This is a genomic window from Silvanigrella paludirubra (assembly GCF_009208775.1).
GTDB lineage: Bacteria > Bdellovibrionota_B > Oligoflexia > Silvanigrellales > Silvanigrellaceae > Silvanigrella > Silvanigrella paludirubra.
Genome location: NZ_WFLM01000002.1, coordinates 456,154 through 480,815, shown reverse-complemented (window position 1 = coordinate 480,815; position 24,662 = coordinate 456,154). Strand labels below are relative to the sequence as shown.

At 30.4% G+C, this 24,662-nt stretch carries 23 protein-coding genes and 1 tRNA gene; 9 read left to right on the top strand and 15 right to left on the bottom strand.

What is annotated here, in order from left to right; genetic code table 11:
- Positions 1-17: 17 nt before the first annotated feature.
- Positions 18-533 carry an HAD family hydrolase gene (locus tag GCL60_RS06210; protein WP_153419302.1) on the top strand — a complete coding sequence of 172 codons (516 nt, stop codon included), beginning with the start codon at positions 18-20 and terminating at the stop codon, positions 531-533.
- A gap of 37 nt (positions 534-570) precedes the next feature.
- On the opposite strand, the gene GCL60_RS06205 is transcribed toward GCL60_RS06210, so the two are convergent.
- Positions 571-972: a hypothetical protein gene (locus tag GCL60_RS06205; protein ID WP_153419300.1), complete on the bottom strand. Its 402-nt coding sequence runs from the start codon at positions 970-972 to the stop codon at positions 571-573.
- Positions 973-1,208: 236 nt separating this feature from the next.
- On the bottom strand, positions 1,209-2,273 hold the full coding sequence (locus GCL60_RS06200) for a hypothetical protein (protein WP_153419298.1): 1,065 nt from the start codon (positions 2,271-2,273) through the stop codon (positions 1,209-1,211).
- 192 nt (positions 2,274-2,465) lie between these two features.
- On the opposite strand from GCL60_RS06200, the gene GCL60_RS06195 reads away from it, so the two are divergent.
- On the top strand, positions 2,466-3,077 hold the full coding sequence (locus tag GCL60_RS06195; RefSeq protein ID WP_153419296.1) for a helix-turn-helix domain-containing protein: 612 nt from the start codon (positions 2,466-2,468) through the stop codon (positions 3,075-3,077).
- A gap of 4 nt (positions 3,078-3,081) precedes the next feature.
- Here GCL60_RS06195 and GCL60_RS06190 read toward each other — a convergent pair whose 3' ends face one another.
- The 8 genes from GCL60_RS06190 to GCL60_RS06150 form a co-directional block, all read right to left on the bottom strand.
- Positions 3,082-4,131, bottom strand: coding sequence for a hypothetical protein (locus tag GCL60_RS06190; protein ID WP_153419294.1), 1,050 nt, complete (start codon positions 4,129-4,131; stop codon positions 3,082-3,084).
- A complete protein-coding gene (locus GCL60_RS06185; protein WP_153419292.1) occupies positions 4,132-5,160 on the bottom strand; it encodes an NAD(P)-dependent oxidoreductase in 1,029 nt (342 codons plus the stop codon).
- A 267-nt stretch (positions 5,161-5,427) separates the two neighbouring features.
- Positions 5,428-7,116 (bottom strand): SpoIIE family protein phosphatase, encoded by a 1,689-nt coding sequence (locus GCL60_RS06175; RefSeq protein ID WP_153419288.1) that lies wholly within the window; start codon positions 7,114-7,116, stop codon positions 5,428-5,430.
- A 58-nt stretch (positions 7,117-7,174) separates the two neighbouring features.
- The gene (locus GCL60_RS06170) at positions 7,175-7,870 is read right to left on the bottom strand and encodes a class II aldolase/adducin family protein (RefSeq protein ID WP_153419286.1); all 696 of its coding nucleotides are present in this window, start codon (positions 7,868-7,870) and stop codon (positions 7,175-7,177) included.
- On the bottom strand, positions 7,867-9,024 hold the full coding sequence (locus GCL60_RS06165; RefSeq protein ID WP_153419284.1) for a RuBisCO large subunit C-terminal-like domain-containing protein: 1,158 nt from the start codon (positions 9,022-9,024) through the stop codon (positions 7,867-7,869). The genes GCL60_RS06170 and GCL60_RS06165 overlap by 4 nt, the downstream gene beginning before the upstream one ends.
- 29 nt (positions 9,025-9,053) lie before the next feature.
- On the bottom strand, positions 9,054-10,136 hold the full coding sequence (mtnA, locus tag GCL60_RS06160; protein ID WP_153419283.1) for an S-methyl-5-thioribose-1-phosphate isomerase: 1,083 nt from the start codon (positions 10,134-10,136) through the stop codon (positions 9,054-9,056).
- Between the two features lie 46 nt (positions 10,137-10,182).
- A complete protein-coding gene (gene mtnP, locus GCL60_RS06155) occupies positions 10,183-11,049 on the bottom strand; it encodes an S-methyl-5'-thioadenosine phosphorylase (RefSeq protein ID WP_153419822.1) in 867 nt (288 codons plus the stop codon).
- Positions 11,050-11,068: 19 nt separating this feature from the next.
- Positions 11,069-12,094: a glutathione S-transferase N-terminal domain-containing protein gene (locus tag GCL60_RS06150; RefSeq protein ID WP_153419281.1), complete on the bottom strand. Its 1,026-nt coding sequence runs from the start codon at positions 12,092-12,094 to the stop codon at positions 11,069-11,071.
- 170 nt (positions 12,095-12,264) lie between these two features.
- Here GCL60_RS06150 and GCL60_RS06145 point away from each other — a divergent pair, with 170 nt between their 5' ends.
- The gene (locus GCL60_RS06145; RefSeq protein ID WP_153419279.1) at positions 12,265-12,777 is read left to right on the top strand and encodes a hypothetical protein; all 513 of its coding nucleotides are present in this window, start codon (positions 12,265-12,267) and stop codon (positions 12,775-12,777) included.
- Between the two features lie 242 nt (positions 12,778-13,019).
- Positions 13,020-14,207 carry an elongation factor Tu gene (gene tuf / locus GCL60_RS06140; protein ID WP_148696735.1) on the top strand — a complete coding sequence of 396 codons (1,188 nt, stop codon included), beginning with the start codon at positions 13,020-13,022 and terminating at the stop codon, positions 14,205-14,207.
- A 70-nt stretch (positions 14,208-14,277) separates the two neighbouring features.
- Here tuf and GCL60_RS06135 read toward each other — a convergent pair whose 3' ends face one another.
- Positions 14,278-15,873, bottom strand: a complete 1,596-nt coding sequence (locus tag GCL60_RS06135) for a metallophosphoesterase (RefSeq protein WP_153419277.1) — start codon at positions 15,871-15,873, stop codon at positions 14,278-14,280.
- A gap of 352 nt (positions 15,874-16,225) precedes the next feature.
- On the opposite strand from GCL60_RS06135, the gene GCL60_RS06130 reads away from it, so the two are divergent.
- From GCL60_RS06130 to GCL60_RS06120, 3 genes are read left to right on the top strand one after another with little or no spacing between them, the layout of a single operon-like run.
- Complete coding sequence (locus GCL60_RS06130; RefSeq protein WP_153419275.1) at positions 16,226-17,239, top strand: MBL fold metallo-hydrolase; 1,014 nt, start codon at positions 16,226-16,228, stop codon at positions 17,237-17,239.
- 2 nt (positions 17,240-17,241) lie between these two features.
- On the top strand, positions 17,242-17,742 hold the full coding sequence (gene greB / locus GCL60_RS06125; RefSeq protein ID WP_153419273.1) for a transcription elongation factor GreB: 501 nt from the start codon (positions 17,242-17,244) through the stop codon (positions 17,740-17,742).
- Positions 17,743-17,759: 17 nt separating this feature from the next.
- Complete coding sequence (locus GCL60_RS06120; RefSeq protein ID WP_153419271.1) at positions 17,760-18,467, top strand: dienelactone hydrolase family protein; 708 nt, start codon at positions 17,760-17,762, stop codon at positions 18,465-18,467.
- On the opposite strand, the gene GCL60_RS06115 is transcribed toward GCL60_RS06120, so the two are convergent.
- From GCL60_RS06115 to GCL60_RS06100, 4 genes are all read right to left on the bottom strand, one after another.
- Positions 18,464-20,416 carry a hypothetical protein gene (locus tag GCL60_RS06115; protein WP_153419269.1) on the bottom strand — a complete coding sequence of 651 codons (1,953 nt, stop codon included), beginning with the start codon at positions 20,414-20,416 and terminating at the stop codon, positions 18,464-18,466. The two genes, GCL60_RS06120 and GCL60_RS06115, sit on opposite strands and share 4 nt — an antisense overlap.
- A gap of 209 nt (positions 20,417-20,625) precedes the next feature.
- Positions 20,626-20,700, bottom strand: a tRNA-Cys gene (locus tag GCL60_RS06110).
- Between the two features lie 100 nt (positions 20,701-20,800).
- Positions 20,801-21,982, bottom strand: a complete 1,182-nt coding sequence (locus tag GCL60_RS06105; protein WP_153419267.1) for an HD domain-containing protein — start codon at positions 21,980-21,982, stop codon at positions 20,801-20,803.
- The gene (locus tag GCL60_RS06100) at positions 21,983-22,555 is read right to left on the bottom strand and encodes a gamma carbonic anhydrase family protein (RefSeq protein WP_153419265.1); all 573 of its coding nucleotides are present in this window, start codon (positions 22,553-22,555) and stop codon (positions 21,983-21,985) included. It lies immediately after the preceding gene.
- A 49-nt stretch (positions 22,556-22,604) separates the two neighbouring features.
- Here GCL60_RS06100 and GCL60_RS06095 point away from each other — a divergent pair, with 49 nt between their 5' ends.
- Together GCL60_RS06095 and GCL60_RS06090 are read left to right on the top strand one after the other, a co-directional pair.
- A complete protein-coding gene (locus GCL60_RS06095; RefSeq protein ID WP_153419264.1) occupies positions 22,605-23,777 on the top strand; it encodes a hypothetical protein in 1,173 nt (390 codons plus the stop codon).
- Positions 23,774-24,460, top strand: a complete 687-nt coding sequence (locus GCL60_RS06090) for an outer membrane protein assembly factor BamD (RefSeq protein ID WP_153419262.1) — start codon at positions 23,774-23,776, stop codon at positions 24,458-24,460. Before GCL60_RS06095 ends, GCL60_RS06090 begins: the two co-directional genes overlap by 4 nt.
- Positions 24,461-24,662: the final 202 nt, after the last annotated feature.

Below are 24,662 nucleotides of genomic sequence, written 5' to 3'. Positions count from 1 at the left end.
ATAAGAGAAAATATGAAATGAAAAATGAAAAAGATTTGGAAAAATATGCTGTTTTTCTTGATGCATCGGGAACTATATTGCAAGGCTCAACATCAAACGCTATTGGAGTTCAAATCTGTCCCGATGCAAAAGAAATATTAGCAGCTTTAAAAATAAGAAAAATAAATGGTTTTCCTATTAAGACTGGAATTATTACAAATTGGGGAAACCGCATTAATGGTATGTTAAGAGCTTTAAATATAGATAACTGTTTTGACGTTGTTATAAGTTCGGATACTGTTGAAAAAGGAAAACCTGATCCTAGTGTATTTCATCATGCTTGTTTACTTGTTGGAATCGAAAAACAAAACGCAATTCATATTGGTGATTCTTTACACGATGATGCCTTAGGCGCACAAGAAGCGGGTTTACATGGATTTTGGATACGTAGAAGTAATTATTTACCGGAAGAATCCAAGTTTTTAAAATACCCTATTTTTAATGATTTAAACCAAATTTTGAAATTTATAGAAGAATCTATCATAAAAAATTAAGTTATTTAATTTTATATAGAAATCATAGTGTTGAGTATTAGTCTGGAAAATTATTTTTTAGAGAATACAAACAAAAAATAAGTGAATTTTTAAACATATCTCCTTCAGTATACGAAAAAATATCTATATTTTTTTTAGCTTCCATTAAATTTTCATCAAGCAATAAATTAATTAAAGTAATTTTTTGAATTAAATATTTTTTTTGAAGATTTAAATTATTATACTCTGTTTCGTTAGAGGATTTGTTAATGAGATCTTCAATTTGGTTAATTTTATGATTTAATTTATTTTTAGTTGTATTGTATAACTCTTTTAAATCAAGGGATTCCCGTCTGCTTTTAAAATCATTAATGATATCAGAATATTTTAGGCATTTTTTATTAAAATCTGTTAAATTACTTTTAAAATTATTTTCTGATTTTTGTTTTTCTAAATTCATATTATGTCCTATTTAATTTTATAGTTTTTTTGAAAATTAAAATATCTTATTTTTTGATTTTTAATATTCTTTCTTATTTTAATTGTATGTAGTGAAATTAAAAATTGAGCAGGCATCATTTAAGCCTATAATATTCACTGTAAAATAGGATTAAAAATTTATCAACAATTTAGATAAATATTATTGAATTTCTAATAAAATTTTTAAATTATGTAATTTTTAGTAATTTTAAATATTTATCTTGAGCTTAACAAAGTGTTTTTTTCTATGTAAATAATATCATTACTTTCTACCGTATGTCTTATATCTGGTTTAATTTTGTTATCCCAATAAATTTTTAATTTTCCTGATTTAGCATCGTGAGGAATTTTTATAGAAACAATATCTAAATTTTCATATTTTTTATTTTTTGTTTTTGAAAAAGAATATGAAGTTTTAGAAGGTTTTTTTGCTCCATTAAAGTAAATATATCTGTGAGAAATATTATATCCTATTAAAGTAATTGTGTCGTTTACGTTTGCTTTTGGAGGAAGTTTTTCGATCCAGGTATTTAATGCTTTATGTCTCCATCCTGCCGTAAATTTATTTTTAGGAGAATCCAATTGTTTCCACAATCCATTTTCACAGTCTCCTCTATTTGTTAATTTATATATAGATACTCCCGCTTCTTTACCTGTAGCTGAGTTTACACAGGACCCATTATCGGCTCTTTTTTTGCAAACCCATGATGCGGACTGAATTGCAATGCATTTATCGGGATCAAGAACAGCAAGAGCATGTCCAGGAAAAGCAAGGATATCTCCAGCTCGTGGTTTAAATAGATTCCCATTTTTTTTTAAAGGAACAAAATTCTTTAATTCCGAATTTGATTTTCTTTGAGCAAAACTGTGGCTTAAAATCGGTGCTCCTTTTGTTTTAGAATTAAAAGGTAAATTCATTTTTTCAGAATATAAATGCCAAAGGAATCTGGTGCAATCAACACCATTTCTTCTCATAAAATCGTATTTATTTTTTGAGTTTAGGTATTTATTATCCCAATTTTTAGCAATTCCATTCGATGCATATGGAATTTTTTTTTCACTTAACTCATTTTTTGTTTCTTTAGAATAATTTAAAAAGGATCTGACTTGTGATGAAGCATTTGATGAATATAAGCTTTTCCAGTCTACTTCAACACGTGTAGGATCTACATAATTTTGATTATAGTTAATATATTTTCTATGTGAATTTTTAGTAGATGTGCATCCTGTCACAAAAAAATAAAAAAAACAGAATGTTGGAAGTATAATATGTTTAAACATGGTCACTTTCCTTGTTGTCATTCCAAACATTATGAATATATACCTTCTTTAAGAGTTTTTTGTATGTAAATTCATGCAAATTTTACCTATCTTCTAATAAATGATACGAAATTAGATTCATTTTAAATTTATTTTTTAGGTAAAACTCTAAATTGAAATGTAGAATTCCTATTTTTTTGGAGTACCTTGTTTATGATGAAAAATGTCACACCAGAAAAACCAGAAAGTTTTGGACAGTATATTGCAATACATATGAAAAACTTTAGAAGAGAATATGGTTTGAGCCAAGAGCAACTTTCTGAGAGATCTGGAGTTCCAAGAAGTACCATTGCAAGTTTGGAAAGAGGGGAAGGAAACCCTACTTTGCAAGTATTAGTTGGCATTTCTCAAGGACTCGGTGTTGAAATGTCTGCTTTATTGCAAAAACCGACTCCAACTGCAGCATTATATAAAAAAGAAGAAGCTGTAAAAATCCCAAAAAAACTAATTTACTCAGATGAAAATATTGTAAAATTTATCCATGTACTTCAACTAACTCCAGAAAATTCAAGATATTTAATTTTGCAAGAATATTCTTTAAATGAAAATGAACGATTTCCAGGCTCACCACATAGCCCAGGTACTGAAGAATATTTCTTTTGTTTTTCAGGTTCATTTGAAATTATGGTGGAGAGTGAATTTTTTACGATTAATGAAGGAGATTTATTGTGTTTTGATGGGCACCAAAGACATGCTTATGCCTGTAGAAAAGGATTTAAAACTTCTAAAGGTTTAAGTATTGTTGTTCAGGTACCCAAATTTTAAGACTCTAATCTAGATAAGAGTCTTTATAAATACTTACAATTGTTTTGTGGTTTGAATAGATGTTGATTTTCTCTAATGACTCCACAGTTTTTTCTAAACTTGGATTGCCAGTGCCCCAATAAATTTTTAATTTTCCACTTTTTGCATCGTGTGGAACATTTAAAGAAACAATTTGATTTGCATCATTTTTGAATTGATTTTTCTTCCCTTTTTTCCATAAAGAGGCTTTAACTGGTGTTTTGCTTCCTGGAAAATAGATGTATTTACCCGCTAAATTTTTTCCTTTTAAAAGTATTCGTGACTTTGGTACTGCTTGAGAGGGCATGCTTGTAATCCAAGTATCAAATGCTTTATGTCTCCAACCGATGGTAAATTTTAATTTATCGCTATCCATTCCCTTCCAAATGCCATTTTTACAAAAGCGTTCGCTGGCTAAGTGATAAATAGAAACTCCTGCAGATTTACCGTAATCAGAATCGACACAGAATCCATTTTTCATTTCTTTACAGAGCCAAATACTAGATTGAATTGCAATACAATTTTTAGGATCTAAAACAGCTATGGTATGGCCAGGGAAAGCTAAAATATCGCCTGTTTGAGGTTTAAATCCATTTTTTGTTTTGGGAATTTGGATAAAGTTTTTGAGTTGACTTTGATTATTTTGAAGCGTGAATGTTTTGCTAACAATGGGAGCATTTTTTTCTTTAGAATTATAAGGAAGATCTAACATATTCACAAAAAGATAGCGGAGAAGTCTTGTACAATCGACTCCATATTTTCTCATATAAACAAATTTATCACTGGAAGTGTTGTATCCATTTTCCCAGCGGTTATTTATTTTATTTGAAGGATAAGGAATGCCACCATAAAGAAGTCTTTGATAAACAGTATGTGATGATTTAACAAACTGTTTTGCCATTGGTGATGGATTTGCTTCAATTAAATGATCCCAATTTACATCTGTAGAAGATGGATTGGTATTTTTGGGATCGGAAGCATATGAATTTATTATAAAAGCATGAAATAACAGAACAAAAAGAAATTTAATTTTCATCTATTTAATTTGAAAAGGCAAAACTCCTTTTTGCCGTAATTCTTGCCTTTCTTTAAAATGAGCCTTTATTGAGTCAAAAACTCTACCTCCCATAGCTTGGCGTGTTTCGTGCGTTGCACTGCCTATATGAGGAAGTATAAATATATTTTTTGCTGTTTTGAGGTGCTCAGACAAAACAGGTTCGTGGCAAAAGACATCCAGTCCTGCACCAGATAGGTGGTTATTATTTAAAGCATCTGCCAAGCTGGGTTCGTCGATAAGTTCCCCTCTGGCTGTGTTAATAATAACAGCTCCTTGCTTTATCTTTGAAATTCTTTCTTGATTCAACCAGTTTTTTGATTGTTCCGTTAGTGGGCAGTTTAATGAAATAATATCGGAAACCTTAAAAAAATCGTTTTCAGAAAGGCGTTCAATTTCAATACTAGAGTTTTTATCTATTGAATCCCAATTGTTAGATTTTAATGCAACACATTTTAAGCCAAATGCTTTTGCTCTTTTTGCCAAAGCTTTGCCAATTTCGCCGTAACCAACAATACCTAATGTTTTATTTTGTAAACTAGTACCTAATAGATAATCAGGGGCCCAGCCAGGGTATTTAGATGTATTTTTAACAATAGAATACCCTTCTGCTACCCTTCTTGTTACACACAATAAAAGTGTAAAGGCAATATCGGCAGTAGCCTCGGTCAGTACTCCAGGTGAGTTTGTTACTCTAAAACCAAGATTTTTAGCATAATCAATATCTATATGGTTAAATCCAACACCAAAGTTTCCAATATGTGTTACGTTTGGTAAATATTCTTTTATAGCTTCTAACTCTTTTTTTTCTAAGTTATCTATAATGCAGGTAATAAAGGAATATATGTTATCCACATTTTGAGAATTTGCAAATATTTGAATTTTTTGAGCTATCGTTTTTTCAGGAGTATCAGGAAGGGTAAAACCAATTATACCGTCTTTAGTTAAAGGAATTCCTGGAAAGATTCTGGTCCCTAAATAGTGGAATGTTTTTTCTACCGTTAAATTCATTGTTGTTTTCCCTAAATATAATGTCTTCTAACTGAGCGTAGCGAATATCTTCTTCTGTAATGGGAGAGTTGATTTCAATATCATAGTACTCAATTTTATGAGAACTTAATTCTATATCTTCTAATACAAGTTCAAAATCTTCCATAATGAATTACTCCTGTTTTTGTACTGTTAATGTCTATTTTTATTATCTAAGTATTTTCATTGTGGGATTAGGCAAAATTGTTCTTACGAAACATTTTTGCCTAACGTATAGGCATTTTTTTTCTAGGATACTTTATCAATTTGTATGATTTCATTCTCATCTTTTTGGGAATCAAAATAATTTATAATTTCTGTAGTATATTCTTTGTTTTCAGTTTCACATAATCTACAAGCTACAAACGTAACATCGTCTTCCAAAGGTTCCCCTTGAGTAAATTCAATTAAATCCATATTTATCATTTTAATAATTTCGGAAGTGTCCTTTGTTTGCAGGCTTTTTAATTTTTTAATTAATCTTCTATCAGAATATTCTCTTTTTCCTGTGTTTTTAGCTTCTGTTAATCCATCACTATATAAAAATAATACATTATCAATTTTAAAATCTATTGTATGAATTTTAAATAAACTTACTTTTCTGTGGCTTATTGGGCTTAAATAGCCCAGTCTTTTACCGTTACCTAATAGAGTTATAGGAGAAGTTGTATTTGTATTTTGATCAATAACAAATGGAAAGTTTTGGGCAGCATTTGAATAAGTGAGCTTTTGTTTAATTGGATCAATAATCGCAACGAACATGGTCATCATTCGTTCCTCACCGCCAATGCTTCTAACAACAACATCTAATTCTTCTAGAATTTTTGAAGTATCTAAGCTTTTTCGAGCATAAATTGAATCGCAATAACCTTTTACAGCCGCTGTTAACATGGCACTTGGGGTTCCGTGACCTGTTACGTCGCCTAGCATAATCATAATTCGTTTTTCACTTAAAGGATAAAAATGCCACCAGTCTCCTCCGCACTCGGATGCAGATTGAAAAAAACCAGAAAGTTCAAAAAAACCAACTCTTAAATTTTTTGCTTTTGGAATAAATGACTTTTGTATGATTTTAGTTGTTTCTAGTTCGTTTGCCATTCTTTGTTGTTCTTTTTCATCTTTAATTAGTTGAATAATTTGTCTAACCATAAAATTAAAGTTAATTTTTAAACTTTCAATTTCATCATTGCCAAAATATCCCTTTTTTAAAGGTGTTTGTATTAAATTATTTTTTGCAATTTCAATGCTTGCTTTTTCTAATTCTTTTATTGGATTAATAATAACTTTTCTTATCACTAAAAAGCTTGTTAAAATAATAACGAGTCCTAATAAAGTAGAAAGAATAACGGATTTATAAAATATTTCGTTATTTGCTATGGCAATATGATGAGTGGAGTAAACCATAATTAAATATCCAACTTTGATATTTAACAAATTTGATTTTTTTGTGTTTTTAAAAAATAAAGGATATGCTAAAGTAAATGTTTCATTTTTGTCATCTTTAATTTGAAGAATAACTGTGTTTTTATTATTATACTCCATTTTAAAAAGTCTGTCTTTATCTTCGTTACTAATAAAGTCTTCTAAATTTAAATTTAATAATTCTTTTTTTGAACCTTTTTCTACATAAGAGATAGAGTAACCTGTTTCAGAAAAAAGAGAGACTGAAATAACATTAGGGTTTTTCATCATTTGATTTAAAGTGGAATTAATTGTCTTAAAATCTATTTCCCAAAGAGCATTTTCCATTACGGGTAATGCAGAGGTAAATGCGGATATGTTATTTTTCTTTTCATAATTTTCCATATCTTTTCTATTTTCTTTAATATCTAAAAATGTACTTACTCCCATTACAATAAAAATGATTAAAATAAGAGATAAAGCTATTTTAATAGTAAGAGGAAATCTTATATTTTGTAATTTCTCTTTATTAAACATAGAACCCTTAATTTGTTTAAATTAAAAAACTCTTATGTTTAGTCGGTTTGAAAAGTATCTACTTTAGGCTGGTTAATAAATGCAAAATGGATTCAATTCGAAGTTCTGCTTGATGAACAGAATTTCCAAAACAATAAATCCCATGATTTTCAATATGAAAAGCACACATAGGTAATTTTTGCTGATGTTTAAAAAAATAATATTCGATCAAATGGGAAAGTTTTTCCATATCTTGATCATTTTTTATGACAGGTAAAAAATAATCCTCTAAATGAGTTTTAAAACCTAATGCTTTTAAAACTTCATGACCTTTTATTTTATAATAGCCACAAGTTAAATATTCGTTTTCATTTTTATCCTGTTTCAAAATTTCGCAATTTAATAAAGATATGGATTCTAATTCGGGTGCATGACAATGAATCACTGAATGGGCTACGCTAAAATTTCGATAAATCATTGCATGCAATAATGTTTCATCACTTGGCTTTGGAGAAATTGGATGCAAAGGTTTTCCAAATAAATTTGTACGAATAAAATGAGTAGGATTTAAATTTCTTTTATGAAGGCCAGATCTCGTAATTAAAAAAGCATCATCATTTTTTGCACGAATGCTAAAATTGCTACTTGTAGCAGGAATAGCATTTCTATTATCCAGTCTTTTAGCAACAGTACAAATTTTATTTAATTCATTTAACTCAAAAAGTGATATTGGAAAAAAGGTAGAGTCTTTTATTATTTTTTTATAAGTTCTCATGTTTTATCAAGCTCTTCTCTAAATTTTTCAATGCTTTTTTGAATTCCTTCAGGGCTTGAAAATATTCCTGTACCTGCATTTAAAACAAAATCATTTCCAAAATCTTTTTTTGCCAAAGGAGCATGTTCAGGTTTAATTCCAGCACTAGGAACTGGCATCATAGGTTGAATGGGCCAATTTTCATTTTTTGTGAGACAACAATTTGCAATTTCTAGAGCTATGGATTTTTCAAGACCAAGTTTTCCATAAGGACTAGGGAATAGGCTTAAATCGGCTCCTGCTGCACGAATAAATTGCGCTAAAGTAACGCGAGGGTGAATTGTTGAATTTTCCTCTGATAATCCAAAGGCACCAACTAAACTTGGATGTGATAATATAGGAATATTTGTTACTTTACGAATTTCTTGTAAACATTCTATTCCTGAAGTCCAGGTATTGATTAAAAAGGATTGGGCACCTGCATCTATTAGTCTTTTAGCATGCTCAATGTATTTTGTACCTTCTATTTGGAGATGAACAGCATAAATAGATTTTATATTTCTTTTTGCAGATTCATTCGCAATGATTTCTACTCTTTTAATAGCTTCTAAAGGAGAATTATCATGACGAATTTCATCATCTTTTAATATATGAGTTCCTGCTTCCGAGGCCTCAAGAAATAATTGAGATATTTTTTCAGCACTCATTGCAACATTGGGTTTTAATATTCCCATAAGCAAAGGGCTATCTTTTTTTGCTCCAACAAGAGATCGAAGGGATTGCGGAGAATATTTTGGTCCTATTAAATTTTCTTCATCAAAACAATCTGGTGAAAACCAAACAGAATTTAATTGAACACCTTCATAAAAACTCATTTTTCCAAATAAAATTGCAAATAACCATGACAACTTCCGGTGCCAAATATTTACAGGAAAAGCAACAGTGGCTTCGTGAAAATTTTCATTTGATTCACAAGCGATAATTTTAGCTACTTTAGTTTTTAAAAGACGCGGTTCAACATGTTGTTCTTCCCATGCACCTATAGACTGACCTATTGCAATTTCTTCAATTAAGCTTGCAGAATATTTTTTAGCATTAATTCGAAATTTTGCAAAAGCGTGTGCTTCTTTGGTAAGAGGAGAAAGTAATTCTTTATTTTTAATAAATGAAACCATTTCATTTTCCTTAAATTTAACGAAACAAATTATTTTTGTTTCTTTAATAAAAATTCTTTAATATTAAATTCACCATCTAAATTTTTCGGAATGACTCCTAATTCAGTAACAATTCCTGTTATTAATTTAGCTGGTGTGATATCAAAAGATGGGTTCCAAACATCAATGCCTTTTGCTGCAATCTGAATTCCATTTATGTGAGTTAATTCATGTTTTGGACGTTCTTCAATATGAATTTCTGATCCATTATTTTTTGTGCAATCAATTGATGTTATTGGTGCGGCAACATAAAAAGGAACATTGTGGTATGCTGCTGCGATAGCAAGTTGATATGTACCAATTTTATTTGCGGTATCTCCATTGGCAACAACACGATCTGCACCAACAACTACACCATCAATTCCTTTTTCTTTCATTAAAAAAGAAACCATAGAGTCAGTGATTAAGGTTGAAGGTATATTTTCATATACAAGTTCAAAAGCAGTTAATCTTGCTCCTTGGTTATAGGGGCGTGTTTCGGTAGCATAAGCGTGTTCGAGCTTATTATTGGAATGAAGAGAACGAATAATTCCTAAAGCTGTTCCGTACCCCGAAGTAGCCAAAGAGCCTGTATTGCAGTGAGTTAGTATTTTTATTTTTTTATTTAAGGGAAAACATTCTGAACCAAATTGACCTATCGCTTTGTTGTCTGAAATATCTTTTTCTAATAAGTTTTCAGCGTTTTCAATAAAAATTTGTTTTAATTTTTTAGGATCAATTTCTTTATCTTTATTAACTACATTTTCAATAAGCGATTTCATTTGATCGGACATTTTAAATAAATTAACGGCAGTAGGTCTACTTGTGCATAAATAATCTAGTTTATCAAAAATGTATTTTTTTAATCCCGTAACAGAATATTTATCTTCCAAATGATAAAGTTCACATGCGAGTGATAGTGCTGCTGTAATTGCAATGGCAGGAGCTCCACGAACTTTCATTTGATGAATGGATTGCCATCCTTGTTCCACGGAAATACAATCTTCATAAACAAAGGAATCTGGCAAAAGTAACTGATTTAATATTTCTAGTTTATTATTTTTATATTTAATAGCTTCTAAATTTGGTTTCATTTCATCCTCATTATTAAAATAAAAATAGATAAATATTTCTATTTATCTATTTCCAATATTTTCCAAAAAGTAAATCAAGGTTTCTTTTTGTTTCTTGAGGAATTAAACTTAAATTTGTCATAATTGAATTTTTTGCTGCTTCAAAAATAGGATTACTTGTTTCTTTTGGCAAAAATTTATGAATTGCTTTTGCAATTCTTTTGGAAGCTTCTACATTTTTATTTAATACGGCAATAACAGCTTCTACCGTAACGGCTTCTGTTTCTTCTCTCCAGCAATCATAATCGGTTACAAAAGCTAAAGTTGCATAAGCAATTTCTGCTTCACGAGCTAAAATAGCTTCTGGCATTGCAGTCATACCTATAATCATAGCTTCTTCACGTTTAAAGCTATGGCTTTCTGCACGGGAACTAAAACGTGGACCTTCAATACAAACAAGTGCGCCACCAAAATGTGTTGTTACCTTTTCTTGTTCGCATGCTTTTGCAATATAGGATTGAAGTTCTGGGCAGTATGGATCTGCAAAACTTACGTGACCAACTACTCCATTTCCAAAAAAAGTGCGTTGTCTTTGACCCGTTGTTTTATCAATAATTTGAGTAGGAATTACAGCTGTTCCAGGAGCTGTTTTTTCTTGAAGTCCACCAACAGCACTTACGCTGACAATATGTGTCACACCAAGTTTTTTTAGAGCATAAATATTTGCTCTATAATTCACTTCGGAAGGTAAAAAACGATGACCCTTACCATGTCTTGGTAAAAAGGCGATTGGTTTTCCATCAATTGTACCAGTTGTTATTTTATCGGAAGGACAGCCAAAGGGAGTTGCGATTTCAATTTCTTCAACATTTTCAATTCCAGGAAGATCATAAAGCCCACTTCCTCCAATAAAAGCCAAAAATGTTTTTTTCATTTCTTTCATGATAACTCCTTTATTTTAAACTGTCAGAGAGAGTTTCTGCAAAAGCAATGTCCATAGCAGTCACTCCCCAGGTTGGTTGATGCGTACATACTTCTACTTTAATTTGGTTGAAGTTTTCAAGAACAAAATGAGAGTGATGATCTGATGTTTCTTGTAAATCACAAATTACCTGAATGGCATGAATAGCTTCATCATAATGTTTAAATTGAACAGTTGTTTCAATATAAGGACCTTTTTCATTTTTATTTGTTTTCCAAAGTATTGCTTTGTTACCTTTGTTTTTTAATGATATTCTTTCATTTAATATTTTAACTTCTTCCTCTATATCTTTTATTAAATTACGTGAAGAGCTTTTAATATATTTTGTTCCCTCTGTATCAATAATAAGTTCTTCTTTGGTATCATTTTTGAACTTTTCATTACTAAGAATAAGTTCATTAATATAGGAGTGATTTTGAATATTTTTAAAATAATTAAATGCTTTTGTATTTGAATTTGGAAGAATAATTTTAGAATTAAATTCGTTTGCAACTAAATAATAACAAATAAAAGGTGCAAAACAAATATCGACTGCATTTAATGAACTCCCACCAAAAAATGGTGCGTTTATTTTTTCAAGTAATTCTTCTAATTTTTCAAAAACCATTGGAAGTTTTTGAAGTGATTTTCTAAACTTCACTTCACTGCCGTTTGCATAAAAGCATCCTAATAAGGCAGGAATGATTTCGCTTGAAATTCTTTCAATTAAAACTTTGTTTTTTGCAATTTCTTCATTGCTATTTCCATATAAATTTGGTGTATTTGTATTTAAATTGTTTAAATATTCTACAATAATCATACTTTCAGCAAAACCATCATTTCCTTTTATTTGTAAAGTAGGAACGGTGAGGTTTGGATTGATTTCTATAAAATCTTTTGGTGGATTTTTTAAATCTATTTCTTCAATTTCAATTAAATCTTTTGGAATTTTTTTTTCATGAAGTGCTAATTTAACTCGGTAACAAAAAGGGCAAAAAGGGATAGAATAAATTTTCATATAAAGACCTCATCCTATTTAAATTAAAAAGAATTTAAAGCGATCAGAAAGGCGCGGGCTCCAAAAATAGGAGTATTTCAAACTTATAGCCTAGAAAAAAATTTCCTCCAATTCTTTCCCAATTTTATCCGATCAGTCTTTTAAGCACTTTCTTAAGGAAGAGAAAAAATATGCTTATTAAAACTATTGATTATTTACTGACTTATATTGGTGTTTTTTTAGGAGCGATCGTTCAAGCTGTTTTTTTAATGCTACCAATTGATTTTAAAAACTGGGAAGATGATTCTTTATATGTCCTAACCTACGTTGCTTTTCAGGGGGCTGCTGCCGCTTTCATTTTTATATTAGTTCCCTTTTTGCTAGAAATTCGTTCTCTTCAAGTTAATACTCTTGTCGCTCTTTTAATTGGAATTTGTATTCTTGCTGCCATCAGGGCAACCCGGATCATTCCTCTTGAGTTCACATTTCCTTTGAAAGAAAAAGTGATTCCCGCCAAACCTATCCTTTTTAACGAGTTTTATGATGCAAACCGCTATTCCATTTTGGCCGATTTTTCATTTGATTTACCAGATGGAGAATTGCGTTATAATGAATTTAAGGAAAGATTAATGAGGACTCGTGCAGAGGATAACGAGAGTATACTTGAAGAGCTCATAAGTAATGAAAACGATATGTTTAGCTAATCTTTTTCTTTAAAAACAAATTCTTGTGATTCCAAAATAGATGTTCTAAAATGATGCGAATTGTATTTTAAAAATTTGCAATGTCTTTCTAAAAGATCATTGCATTTTGTTTGGAATGTTTGTATCAATGCCCTTCACAGGAGCACGAACCTCTTTACAAGTTGTTCTAACTGTGCTTATCCTACACATGATTTTTTTTGTTTGTTTTTTTATTTATGTTGCCTACACTGGAGGATTATACCGTGGCAAAGGAAAAATTTGAGCGCTCCAAGCCTCATATGAATATCGGTACCATTGGTCACGTTGACCACGGTAAGACCACTCTTACAGCTGCTATTTCTGCTGTTCTTTCTACACGTCAAGGTAAAGTTGCTACTAAATTCGACGAAATCGACAAAGCGCCAGAAGAAAAAGCTCGTGGTATTACCATTAATGCTTCCCACATTGAGTACGAAACTGCGAATCGTCACTATGCACACGTTGACTGTCCTGGTCACGCGGACTACGTAAAAAATATGATTACGGGTGCTGCGCAAATGGATGGAGCAATCCTAGTTTGTGCTGCTACTGATGGTCCAATGCCTCAAACTCGCGAGCACATTTTGCTTGCTCGTCAGGTAAACGTTCCATACATCGTTGTATTCTTGAACAAATGCGACATTGCTGACCCTGAATTAACAGACCTTGTTGAAATGGAAATTCGTGAACTTTTAACTAAGTACAGTTTCCCTGGTGACGACACTCCTGTTATTCGCGGTGCTGCTCTTGGCGCACTTCAAAATCCAGCAGATGAAAAAGCTTCAAAATGTATTGTTGAGCTAATGGACGCTGTTGACTCTTTCATTCAAGAGCCACCACGCCCAGTTGACAAACCATTCCTTATGCCAATTGAAGATGTTTTCTCAATTTCCGGTCGTGGTACAGTTTGTACTGGTCGTATTGAGCAAGGTATCTGTAAAGTTGGTGAAGAGCTTGAAATCGTTGGTATCAAGCCAACAACTAAAACTATCTGTACTGGTGTTGAAATGTTCCGTAAGGTTCTCGACCAAGGTCAAGCTGGTGATAACGTTGGTGTTCTTCTACGTGGTACAAAACGTGAAGACGTTGAACGCGGCCAAGTTCTTTCTAAGCCAGGTTCAATCAAACCTTTCAAGAAATTTACTGCTCAAATCTACGTTCTTAATAAGGACGAAGGTGGACGCCATAAACCTTTCTTTAAAGGCTACCGCCCACAATTTTACTTCCGTACAACTGACGTTACTGGTGTAGTTGATCTACCTGCAAACGTTGAAATGGTTGTTCCTGGTGATAACGTTGAAATCACAGTTGAACTCATTACTCCAGTTGCGATGGAACCAGGTCTACGCTTTGCGATCCGTGAAGGCGGCCGTACAGTTGGTTCTGGAGCTGTTGGTAAATGCATCGAGTAATCTAAATTTCGAATTAAATCGGAATTTACGATTATAAAAAAACCTGAAAGTTTAACTTTCAGGTTTTTTTTTACCTCTTCTTGTGACCAATATAATACTTCAATTTTTTGATTGTGCGATACCCTTTTTCTATGCGGCAGCGATTACAATAAGCTTCAAATTTATAAAGATCAGATAGGGCTTGTTCATGAATTAAATTTTCAGGAATGTTTTTACTTCTATAAAAATGAATTAAAATATAATAAAATATATTATAAATTCCATAAATTCTATTTTCGAGGTTTTGTAATGCTTCTTGTCGTTTAGATTTTTTATTTTTCTTTTCATGGTCTTCATTTATTTTTAAACAATAATAATGCATATCTGAAATATAAACATATAAATTTTCAACCACAGTCCATAATTCAAGCCAAGGTATATTCGACTCTTTTATTTGATTAAAGTTTTTTACATATAATTTTGCATTAACGAGCAATTGATCTATCTTTTTTAATTCATCATATCTTCTAGCAAAAATTCCTAAATAGCTATATTGATTCCAATGAAGACTCGACATTTCAATTTCATCATAAAGATATTGAAGATAAATTTTTCTTTCATCTAAACTTAACGATAAGTCTGGATTTAAATAAATACTTGTATTTATTATAGAAGAGTTTTTAATTATATCTGGTTGATTAAATTTAATTGGACTTACATTTTTTTGTAAGTTTTTTATTTTATCATAATCAAAATTATAGTTACTTTTGTTTCCTTTTATATCACATATAATATTATCTTTACTTAATGTTAATAATCCAAACGAAAAATCATTTGGTTCTGCTGAGCAATATAAAGTGTTTTGTTTTTTATTTACATGGGCGGGTTTTTTTGAGGAACAATTTCCAACAATAATTTGGTAAGAATGAACACTATCTATCAAAACTTGATTGTTATGCTCATGCGCTGCAATAAATAAATTAAATTTTAAGTTTGGATTTGAATTTTTTTGAAAATTTTCATTAATAAAATTATGAAGTCCTATCACATCTGGTTCTGAAGCATGGTGTCCATTTGTTACCAAAGGATGGTGAGATACTAAAATTTTCCATTTTGCTTTTGAGTTTGTTACTTTATTTTTTAGCCATTCTTGTTGTTTCTCGTGAAATAAAATTGTGTTTGAGTCAATGCAAAAAAGTTCAAAAATATGATTTGAATCTTTAATTGAATAATAAAATCCGGGCATATACCAATTTTTTGATTTTGTTGAATATTGAACTTGAGCCTGAGGGCTTGATCTATTTTTTCTAAATAATAATAAATTTTTTAAGCCACCTAAAAAAAACTCTCCGTAATCATGGTTTCCTAAAATAGGGAAAAAAAACTGGCTTGTAAAATGTTTAGCATATGGTGTTTCAAAACAGGTTTTAAAAAGTGGGGATTCTGTATTTTCAACTCCAGAGTCATAAAAATTATCTCCATTAAGAAGAAAAAAATCAGGAGTTATTTGATGATTATTCAAGTAATTTTTAATGACATCAGTGTGTTTTTCACTCCCTTTTCCATGGCATCCAAAAAAAACAATTTGATATTTATCTTTATTATGAAAATTTGAATTTAAAGAAGAATTTATTGCATTATATGGGAATATAATTTCAATGCCATCTCCGAGTTTTTTATTTATCATTCCTTTGGCCTTTAATAAATTAAATTTAATCAATATTTAATCAAATATTAATAAAGTCATGATAAATATATTCTGACTTTAATTTATCTTATTAGTAAAAAAATATTATTCAAGAAAATAAAATTACTAAATATGAATTATTTTTTGTTTTAATTAACTCATTAAGTTAATTAAATAATGAATTATAAATTATAATCCAGAATGTCTTCTTAGAAAAAACAATGTAACATATTGTTATTAAAGAAATTATATTCATCAAAAATTAGCAATTATATTATAATTATGCTAAAGGGCTTATAAGTAATTTATCTGTAGGCGTTTTTTGTTAATAAACATTTTAGGAGGAATCCTTATGAAGAGTCCGTTTTTATATAAGAGTAAACAGACTTTAGTTATGTTAGCAGCAACAGCGGTCAGTGTTACAAGTTTCTTTATTTCTACAAAATCAATCGCATCGACTCCGCCCTCTCAGCTAAAGACACAAGCGCCTGGATATTTTCGGATGCCTTTAGGGGATTTTGAAATTACAGCTCTATATGATGGCTATATTAAATTAGATCATAATCAGTTACTAAAAAACGTCACAGCCCCAAATTTAAAAAAACTATTGGGAAAAATGTTTATTTCTAACCCCGATGTCCAAACTTCTATAAGTGCTTACCTTGTAAATACGGGATCAAATTTAATATTAGTAGATGCCGGAACTTCGAAATGTTTTGGACCGACAGCGGGAACTTTATTAGAAAGTTTAAAAGCTTCGGGTTATGAACCAAGTCAAATTGATACCATTTATATTACTCATTTACATGGAGATCATATTTGCGGAGCAACAAGTACAGAAGGAAAAATTAATTTTCCAAATGCAATACTTCGCATGTCTCAGGCAGAGGCTGATTTTTGGTTAAGTTCAAAAAATTCTGAGGCTGCTCCTGAAGAATTTAAAAAATATTTTAAAATGGCTCAAGATTCTGTTAAGCCTTATCAGGCAGCAGATAAATTAAAGCCTTTTGCAGCTGCTGAAACATTATCGCCAGGCTTAAAAGCGATTCCTACTCCGGGGCATACCCCAGGGCATACAAGCTATCAATTTAGTTCTAAGGGAGAAACTATATTGATTTTAGGAGATGTTATTCATAGCTACGCAACACAATTTCCAGATCCCAAAATTGGGGTTCAATTTGATGCAGATAGTAAAAAAGCAATAGCAATGAGAGCTTCTTTATTTTCAAATGCGGCAAAAAACAAAATTTGGCTTGCTGGGGAACATCTTCCTTTTCCAGGAATCGGTCATATTCGTTTAGAAGGGAAAGGTTATGTTTGGGTTCCAGTTGAATATGCTCCCTATGGTACACAAACTACAAAGTAAAAATGAAATTTGAAAATCAAAATGAAGTAAAGAAACAGCCTAATTTAATCACACCTGAAGGGTATAAAAAATTAGTTGATGAATTTAATGAGCTTTCAAAAAAAGAAAGACCTTTGGTTGTTCAAGAGGTCTCCGCTGCTGCAAAGCAGGGAGATCGGTCTGAAAATGCTGAGTATCAATATGGTAAAAAAAGATTACGAGAAATTGATCGTCGTCTGCGCTTTTTAGATAAACGTATTTCTGCTGCTAGAATTGTAAATCCTAAAGAACAAATTGGAAATAAAATTTTATTTGGAGCCACTGTTAAGTTAGAAAATGGCGAAGGTGCTATTGTTACTTATCAAATTGTTGGTGAAGATGAAGCTAATTTAAATTTAAAAAAAATTAGCTGGAGATCTCCTTTAGGAAATGAATTATTAAACAAAAAAATTGGTGAAATTATAGTAGTAGAAGTTCCTGCTGGTACTCGTGAATTTGAAATTATTGATTTTAAATTTATTTAATTAAAAGGAGATTTTTTATGAAATGTTATGATATTGAATATAGAGTTCAAGATACAAATTGTAGGGGATATATTGTTGAACCAAAATCACAAGGAATAAAACTTCCTGGTATTGTAATGTACACAGATTTTTGGGGAATAAATCCAAGACAAAAAAAAGTTGCTGAAAAATTAGCAAATATGGGGGCTGTTGTCCTTGTTGCCGACATGTATGGAAATCAGCAATACGCTTCAACTGGAGATGAAGCTGGAAAATTAATGAATTCTGTAATTGAAAATAGTGATATTTATAAAGATAGAATTGTTGCTCCTTTTGAACTTTTAAAAAGAAATTCAAATGTAAATACTTCTAAATTATTTTCTATTGGCTATTGTTTTGGTGGTGCATCTTCATTGCAGTTAGCAAGGTATGGTGAAGGTCTAACGGGTGCTATTTCTCTTCATGGTTTATTAACAAGTAAAATAAGAGTTCCTTCTCACCAAAAAATGCCTAAAATGCTTATTTTACACGGGGCAAGGGATCCTTTGGTTTCTTCTGAAGATATTAAGAATTTTTATGATGAGATGATTGCTTGTAATGCTGATTTTACATTTGTGTCCCATGGAATGAGCACACATGCTTTTAGCAATGAAGATGCGGCTGGTAATGAAGTAACAGCTTATCATTATTTATCCGATAGACGTTCCGATTCATTCATAAAAATGTTTATAAATGAAAACCTTTAATATAAATTTTCGTACAAAATTTCATTGTGTTTTTTATTACTAAAATATTGATTAATATTTTTGTCTGCAACAAATTTTAAAATTATTTCATTTATATCACTTGAGTATTTATTATGAATTGTGTGATTTAAAAATCCAAAATTAAAGTTTTTAGTCCATATTTTATTATTTTTAGTAATTACTGTGAAATTATAGCATAAATAAATAGGATTATTTAATTTTGTCTTTTCTATTTTTTCAATTGAATAATCTATATAATATATTACCATTATGTCATGAATTTGTGGGCTAATTTTTTGAATAAAAGTAAATTTATTGTTAGGGTTTAGTAAGTTTGAAAAACGATCTTTCAAATATAAATTTAAAAAATTATCTATTTGATGAAGATTATTTTTATTTAAAGACCCTAAGCAAAATTTCGTTACCATATTATCATTGTTATTTGTTGCCGTTAAAAAGTGATTTTCTAATTGCGTATAAGAAGGAATATCACTTGTAAGAGATTCAATATTTAGTTTTCCAATTGAGCTAAAACCAATAATTGATTGATATGTTGTATTATACCTTTTTGAAATATATCGTTCATTATAAATAATATTTTGTTCATTCCACTCTTGAATCGTAGATTCAAAATCAAAACGAAAACTTTCTAAAAAATTCTTACCAAAAGTGAATTTATGTTTGCCTAAATTAATAACATTAATAAAACTATAAAACGGAATTCTAAAACCACATAAAGAAAGGTTTTTATAGGTTTCTAAAATAATAAGGCAAATTATTTTTTTTGATTGCAAACTTGAAATTAAGGTTTTTTTATTAAAATAATTATATAAAAAAACACTTATTTTTTCTTTTCCTAAAAATGGATCTAAAGTATTTAAAGTGTTTTTAATAATTTCATTATTAAATGAATAAAAGTTAATTAAAAAGAAAATCCAAAAACTTTTTTCATTTATGACATTCATATTTGATTTCAATTTATGGATTAAACTGGAATATTTTGTAAAAAATTCACTAAATATGACATTGGTATCTAACCACTCTTTTTTAAGAATGGTTTGGCAATATAAATAATCCTCTTTTGAATTTGATGATAAATAAGTTGTTTTTTTTGAATTAATAAAATTTGTATATTCTTTGATTGATTTTAATAATATGCTTTGAAAGATAGTTTCATTTAACTTGTGATTTACAACAGTCTCATTTTTTTCATGAAGAATTTTTAGCTTAAAGGAAAAATAATAATTATTATCTTTATTAAGTAACTTATTTATATTTTCATTTAAAAAAGATAATTCATTTAATTCAAATAGTTTTAAACCTGTTTTAGTATTATAAAAAACGATCTGACATTTTTCAAAACGATAATAAACAAAAAGTCCATATGTATTTTGTTTTTGAGATAAGTCTTGGATAAAGTAAAAATTACTATAACTTTTATCTTGAATTAGGTTTTGAACATCTTTTTCAAGTTTATTTATAAACGGATTGTTTTCTTGATTATGACAATCTGTATCATCATATATAATATTTTTATTTTGAATTTGTTCCTTAATACATTTCTCATAATTTATGTAATCATTTATTTTGAATTCAGGTATTTGTATTTGATTATTGTGCGATATATTGCTTGAATTTTGATTTTCGATTTCATTTTCATCAAATGCAATTTTATTTGAGTAAATATCTTTTTTTAATTTTTGAGTTTGTATTAAATAATCAAAACTTTGTTGGATGTTATTTTCAAAATAGGACTTAAAAAGAGATAAGTCACCATAAGCATAAAAGTCATTTTCAATAAACTTTAAAAATAGACTGACTAAGGAAAAGGAAGGCTGATGAATGAGATCTTCCAAAATCGGTTTTGTACTTTTTATTGAATTTTTGCTTAAATGGTTTTTTTTAATTGTATTTTTACTAATCCTTGGCAAGCTTTGAGAAAACACCATCTTGTATACAATCTCCATATTACAGATGTTATGTGTAATTTGTTTTAATTTTGTCAAATTTTGTAAAAATTAAAACTAAATTATTGTATATATGAAATTTTTTAAAAAATATAAAAAATAATGAGATTTTTGTAAAAAAAAATTGAACAAAAAATTTGCGTTTTTTTTTGATTGATTTTTAATTGAGATGTTCAGGATTAAATTCAATTTGGAGGTGCCGATCGGATTTGAACCGATGTGAAAACGATTTGCAATCGTTTGCGTAGCCGCTCCGCCACAGCACCTTATCAGGAGGAAGAACCTATAACGTTTCTAAAGATACTTGGCAAGGGGTTTGGTAAAAAAGATGAGCTCTGTTTATGAAAGTAAAAAGGCTCATTATTTCTACAAACTAGAGACGTATTCAAGCCATAAGTTATCAAGTTCTTGAAATATTTCAGGATAATCTTTTTGATAAAAATCTCTGACCACTTCCATTGACGAATTTGGGACATTAAAATGGGTATTCCCACTTCTTGTTTCTCTATCAAAATAAATTTGTGAAGAAAAACGGTCGCATATGTCTACAATTGCTAAAACATGGGGATCGGTGGGCCATGATAATCGGAATCTTTGACAAATATTTTGAATAATATTTTTTTCAATATTGCGATGTATTTTTTCAACTTCTTTTTCACGCAACTTAATAGGATAAATGACATCACTCGCATAAGCTTCTGCTAAATCATGAAGGGCAGCGGCATGATAAAGTTGAACCCTTAGTTTCTCTGGCAAATTAAGTTTTGTTGCTAAAAGGCGACATAAAAAGACCACTTGAAACGTATGCTCTCCTACACTTTCTGGAAAATGATAACTCCATCCTTTGTAACGGTAATGTTCCTTTAGTTTTTCGACCATTCCTAAAAAGGTGGAAGAATAACCAGATATTCCATTTTCAAGACGTCCTCTGTTTGCTTCATCAAATATTTGATCCAGTAACGTAATGGCATCTTTCCAGTTAAATTTAGTAACACTTGTTTTTTTATAAGGAGATTGAGAATCTGAAAGAGAACAAGGATGAATTTTAGAGAGATCTTCATTTGTTAATGCTTGTTTTCTTTTTTTATCATAAAAAGTTTTATGTCGTTCAGCAGCAAAAAATTGATTGCCAAGTAAACATTCTTTTTCAATATATAGCATAGAGGCAAAGGAATCGATCAATTCATGTAAACCAAATAAAGTAGCAGAGCGTGTTGTTTCAATTCCTAAAGAAAGTTCTGTTTCTTTCCAAATTTTTCCTCTTATGGTGTCGTAAATTTCTTTTACTTCAGGATGATTTTGTCGCAAGTGGTAACTAGGATCACCCAATAAAGTTTTAGGTAATTCTGCGAATATGGATAGTTCAATCAACTCGCATTGTTCTGTTGTGGAAAGATCTAAATAAGGAGCTAATATCATGCTTAATATAATTTGAGTGTAACCATGTTCCGCTGCAGATTGCCTTTTAATGCAGATAGAGTCTGAAAATAAAGGAAGTGAACATATTATTTTTAATTTCCCAAGTTTACTTGGAATGAGTTTATCCATTTAAAAATCCTTTTTACTTAAGGAATAATTATATCCTTTTGCATATTCAAGGTAACGAAGCGTGGTTGCGATAACGCCTTCGTATTCTTTGTCGGAAACTTGTCTCATTACTTTTGCAGGTGAGCCAAGAACCAAGCTACGTGGTGGTATGGTAACACCTTGTGTTACGATAGCTCCGGCACCAACAATGGATTCTTCACCAATAATAGCGCCATCCATAATAATAGCGCCCATTCCAATCAAACACCCACGTTCAATTTTACAACCATGTATTGTTGCTAAATGACCGACGCTCACATCGTTTGCAATATGAGTTGCAAATTTTTGATAAGTGCAATGTACTACAGAATTGTCTTGAATATTTGTATTTTTTCCTATGTAAATGCTATTTACGTCGCCTCTAACAATGGCATTAAACCAAATGCTACAGTTTTGTTCAATTATAACATCACCTATAATGCGAGCGCCATCTGCTAGAAAAACAGAATCAGTTAACTTAGGATAAATTCCATTATATGAAATAATAGTTGCATGAGGACTTCTGTTGGTTTTTATTTTTTCATTTTGTGTCATGAATCATTCCCTTTTCTCATTTCATTTTCTTAATTTCCGATGATTTAAATTGACAATAAATAATTTGGCAATTTGGAATTATAAATATCATATGGAAGTCTCTTTTTTAAAAAAAAAATATTATAATTTTCGATTGCCCAATACAATTTATGTTGTAATTGTTTCCTTAATTTCATTCCATGGAAATGCTCAAGATACTTCTAGTTTAAAAAAATCTGCTCCAATTTATCAAAATCCATTTGATCTTGCTAGTGGTGGGGCAAGTTTAACCCGTGCAACTCAAGAAGGAGTGTTGTTCTCAAATCCAAGTTTACCCGCTTTTGGAGAAGGTTATTTTAGATGGATTTTTCTTCGAAGTACACTAAGTGTTGGTGATGGAACCATAAGTGCTGCAAGAGATGTTGCTCATACGGGAACAGGAAATTCAACAACACTCGCAACAAATATTATTGAAGATGCTTTTAAAAAACCAATTTATGTTGGCTTAGATAGTGCAGCTGGAGTTCTTACATCTAACTTTGGGATTGCCGGTTTTGCATCTTCTAAACTTGATGTTAACGGTCAACAGTTTGGAACGGTAGGAGTTCCGCAGTTGCAAATTAAAAGCAATGCTTTTGCTGGTGTGGCAACAACAATGAGTACAACTTTAAGCGATTATTTTGCTATTGGAGTTGGTCCAAAATATATTTATAATTCGGAAGTCAATACAAGTCTTTCTGTTTCCGATGCATCAAATCCAAGCCTCGCTACAAGTAAATTAACAAGCGCTCTTAAAAAAGGAAATGGTCTTTCTACAGATATAGGTTTTACAACACAATACCGCACTAAAAATTTTGATTTAAGACTTGCTGGAGTCGTTGCCGATTTTGGCAATACAACCTTTACCGGTGGGTTGCCTCCTTGGCTTCAAACTTATAATGCGGGCATTGGTTTTGCCCTTCATGACTTCACAAATGCCTTACATTGCTCTTTGGATTATAGAGATATTACCGATGTCTATGGTGAAGATCGTCCTAAAAAAATTTTTATGGGCTGTAAAGTTTTAATCACCCGTATTTTTGGATTTGGATTTGGTTATTTGCAAGGATGGCCTTCTTACGGAATGGTTTTAAATTTATTCTTGTTTCGTTTAGAAGCAGGGGTTTATTCGAGAGACGAAGCAATACAATCGGGGTTGGTTGGACAAAAAGTGTATTTTGTTTCATTAGGTTTTGAAATATGAAAAAAAGAAATTTTATTTTTGCTATTTCATTATTAACAGTTGCTACTTTATCTTGTGGAGGTAACGTTCTTGCTACCTTATCTACAAAAAAAAGTTTGCAAGAACAAGCTATCAACGATATGCAAAACGGCAATTACGCCGATGCGCAGACAAAATTATTAACTCTAATTGCTAACGACCCAACTAATTACTCTGCTGTTTCTCTTTTAGCATCTTGTTATGCTGCTATTGGAGGAATTAAACTTTATGATATTTTAATAAAAGCAGCGACAGATAAATCACTTTCAAATCCAAGCTCAAACCCAATTAACTTTTCAGCTGCTCTACTTCCAACTCCAACTGCTTTTATTTTTTCTCAATTGGTTTTAGCAACAAATACTATGGCAACAATTCCAACCGCAAGTTTAACAAGTGATATGTCTTTTTTACAACAAATGTTGCTTGGCATTTATTTACTTCTTCAAATGCAAGACTTATTAAATACACTTCGTGCCAGTGGTACGTTAACCAATGCTCAAATTGCTTTATTGTTTTCCACAATTGCAAATGTAAATGGAGCTTCTAACTCGGGAAATAGCAATCAGCTCACCCAAGCAATTACTTCTGTTACCTCTGGAATAACAAATTCTGCTGGTGGGACTCAAGCTCAGCAGGTTTCCAATTTTTTAACGCCATTCATATAATTCTTGTCCGTTTAATTTTTAAATGAAATTTTGAAATTGGAAAAATAAAATTTGTGTTTATTTATAGCACCTTTATTTTCTTAATTTTATGCATTCTTAAAACAACAAAACTTATCATAAAGAATTTATAGAAAAAAATATAATAATTTACAAAAAAAATAAAAATAAATTAAACGCGATTACATATTTTTTAGCGATTCTA

Bases quoted from the DNA above. Each gene is read 5' to 3' on its own strand.
- GCL60_RS06210 (WP_153419302.1), top strand. From the start codon at position 18: ATGAAAAATGAAAAAGATTTGGAAAAATATGCTGTTTTTCTTGATGCA.
- GCL60_RS06205 (WP_153419300.1), bottom strand. From the start codon at position 972: ATGAATTTAGAAAAACAAAAATCAGAAAATAATTTTAAAAGTAATTTA.
- GCL60_RS06200 (WP_153419298.1), bottom strand. From the start codon at position 2,273: ATGTTTAAACATATTATACTTCCAACATTCTGTTTTTTTTATTTTTTT.
- GCL60_RS06195 (WP_153419296.1), top strand. From the start codon at position 2,466: ATGATGAAAAATGTCACACCAGAAAAACCAGAAAGTTTTGGACAGTAT.
- GCL60_RS06190 (WP_153419294.1), bottom strand. From the start codon at position 4,131: ATGAAAATTAAATTTCTTTTTGTTCTGTTATTTCATGCTTTTATAATA.
- GCL60_RS06185 (WP_153419292.1), bottom strand. From the start codon at position 5,160: ATGAATTTAACGGTAGAAAAAACATTCCACTATTTAGGGACCAGAATC.
- GCL60_RS06175 (WP_153419288.1), bottom strand. From the start codon at position 7,116: ATGTTTAATAAAGAGAAATTACAAAATATAAGATTTCCTCTTACTATT.
- GCL60_RS06170 (WP_153419286.1), bottom strand. From the start codon at position 7,870: ATGAGAACTTATAAAAAAATAATAAAAGACTCTACCTTTTTTCCAATA.
- GCL60_RS06165 (WP_153419284.1), bottom strand. From the start codon at position 9,024: ATGGTTTCATTTATTAAAAATAAAGAATTACTTTCTCCTCTTACCAAA.
- mtnA (WP_153419283.1), bottom strand. From the start codon at position 10,136: ATGAAACCAAATTTAGAAGCTATTAAATATAAAAATAATAAACTAGAA.
- mtnP (WP_153419822.1), bottom strand. From the start codon at position 11,049: ATGAAAAAAACATTTTTGGCTTTTATTGGAGGAAGTGGGCTTTATGAT.
- GCL60_RS06150 (WP_153419281.1), bottom strand. From the start codon at position 12,094: ATGAAAATTTATTCTATCCCTTTTTGCCCTTTTTGTTACCGAGTTAAA.
- GCL60_RS06145 (WP_153419279.1), top strand. From the start codon at position 12,265: ATGCTTATTAAAACTATTGATTATTTACTGACTTATATTGGTGTTTTT.
- GCL60_RS06135 (WP_153419277.1), bottom strand. From the start codon at position 15,873: ATGATAAATAAAAAACTCGGAGATGGCATTGAAATTATATTCCCATAT.
- GCL60_RS06130 (WP_153419275.1), top strand. From the start codon at position 16,226: ATGAAGAGTCCGTTTTTATATAAGAGTAAACAGACTTTAGTTATGTTA.
- greB (WP_153419273.1), top strand. From the start codon at position 17,242: ATGAAATTTGAAAATCAAAATGAAGTAAAGAAACAGCCTAATTTAATC.
- GCL60_RS06120 (WP_153419271.1), top strand. From the start codon at position 17,760: ATGAAATGTTATGATATTGAATATAGAGTTCAAGATACAAATTGTAGG.
- GCL60_RS06115 (WP_153419269.1), bottom strand. From the start codon at position 20,416: ATGGTGTTTTCTCAAAGCTTGCCAAGGATTAGTAAAAATACAATTAAA.
- GCL60_RS06105 (WP_153419267.1), bottom strand. From the start codon at position 21,982: ATGGATAAACTCATTCCAAGTAAACTTGGGAAATTAAAAATAATATGT.
- GCL60_RS06100 (WP_153419265.1), bottom strand. From the start codon at position 22,555: ATGACACAAAATGAAAAAATAAAAACCAACAGAAGTCCTCATGCAACT.
- GCL60_RS06090 (WP_153419262.1), top strand. From the start codon at position 23,774: ATGAAAAAAAGAAATTTTATTTTTGCTATTTCATTATTAACAGTTGCT.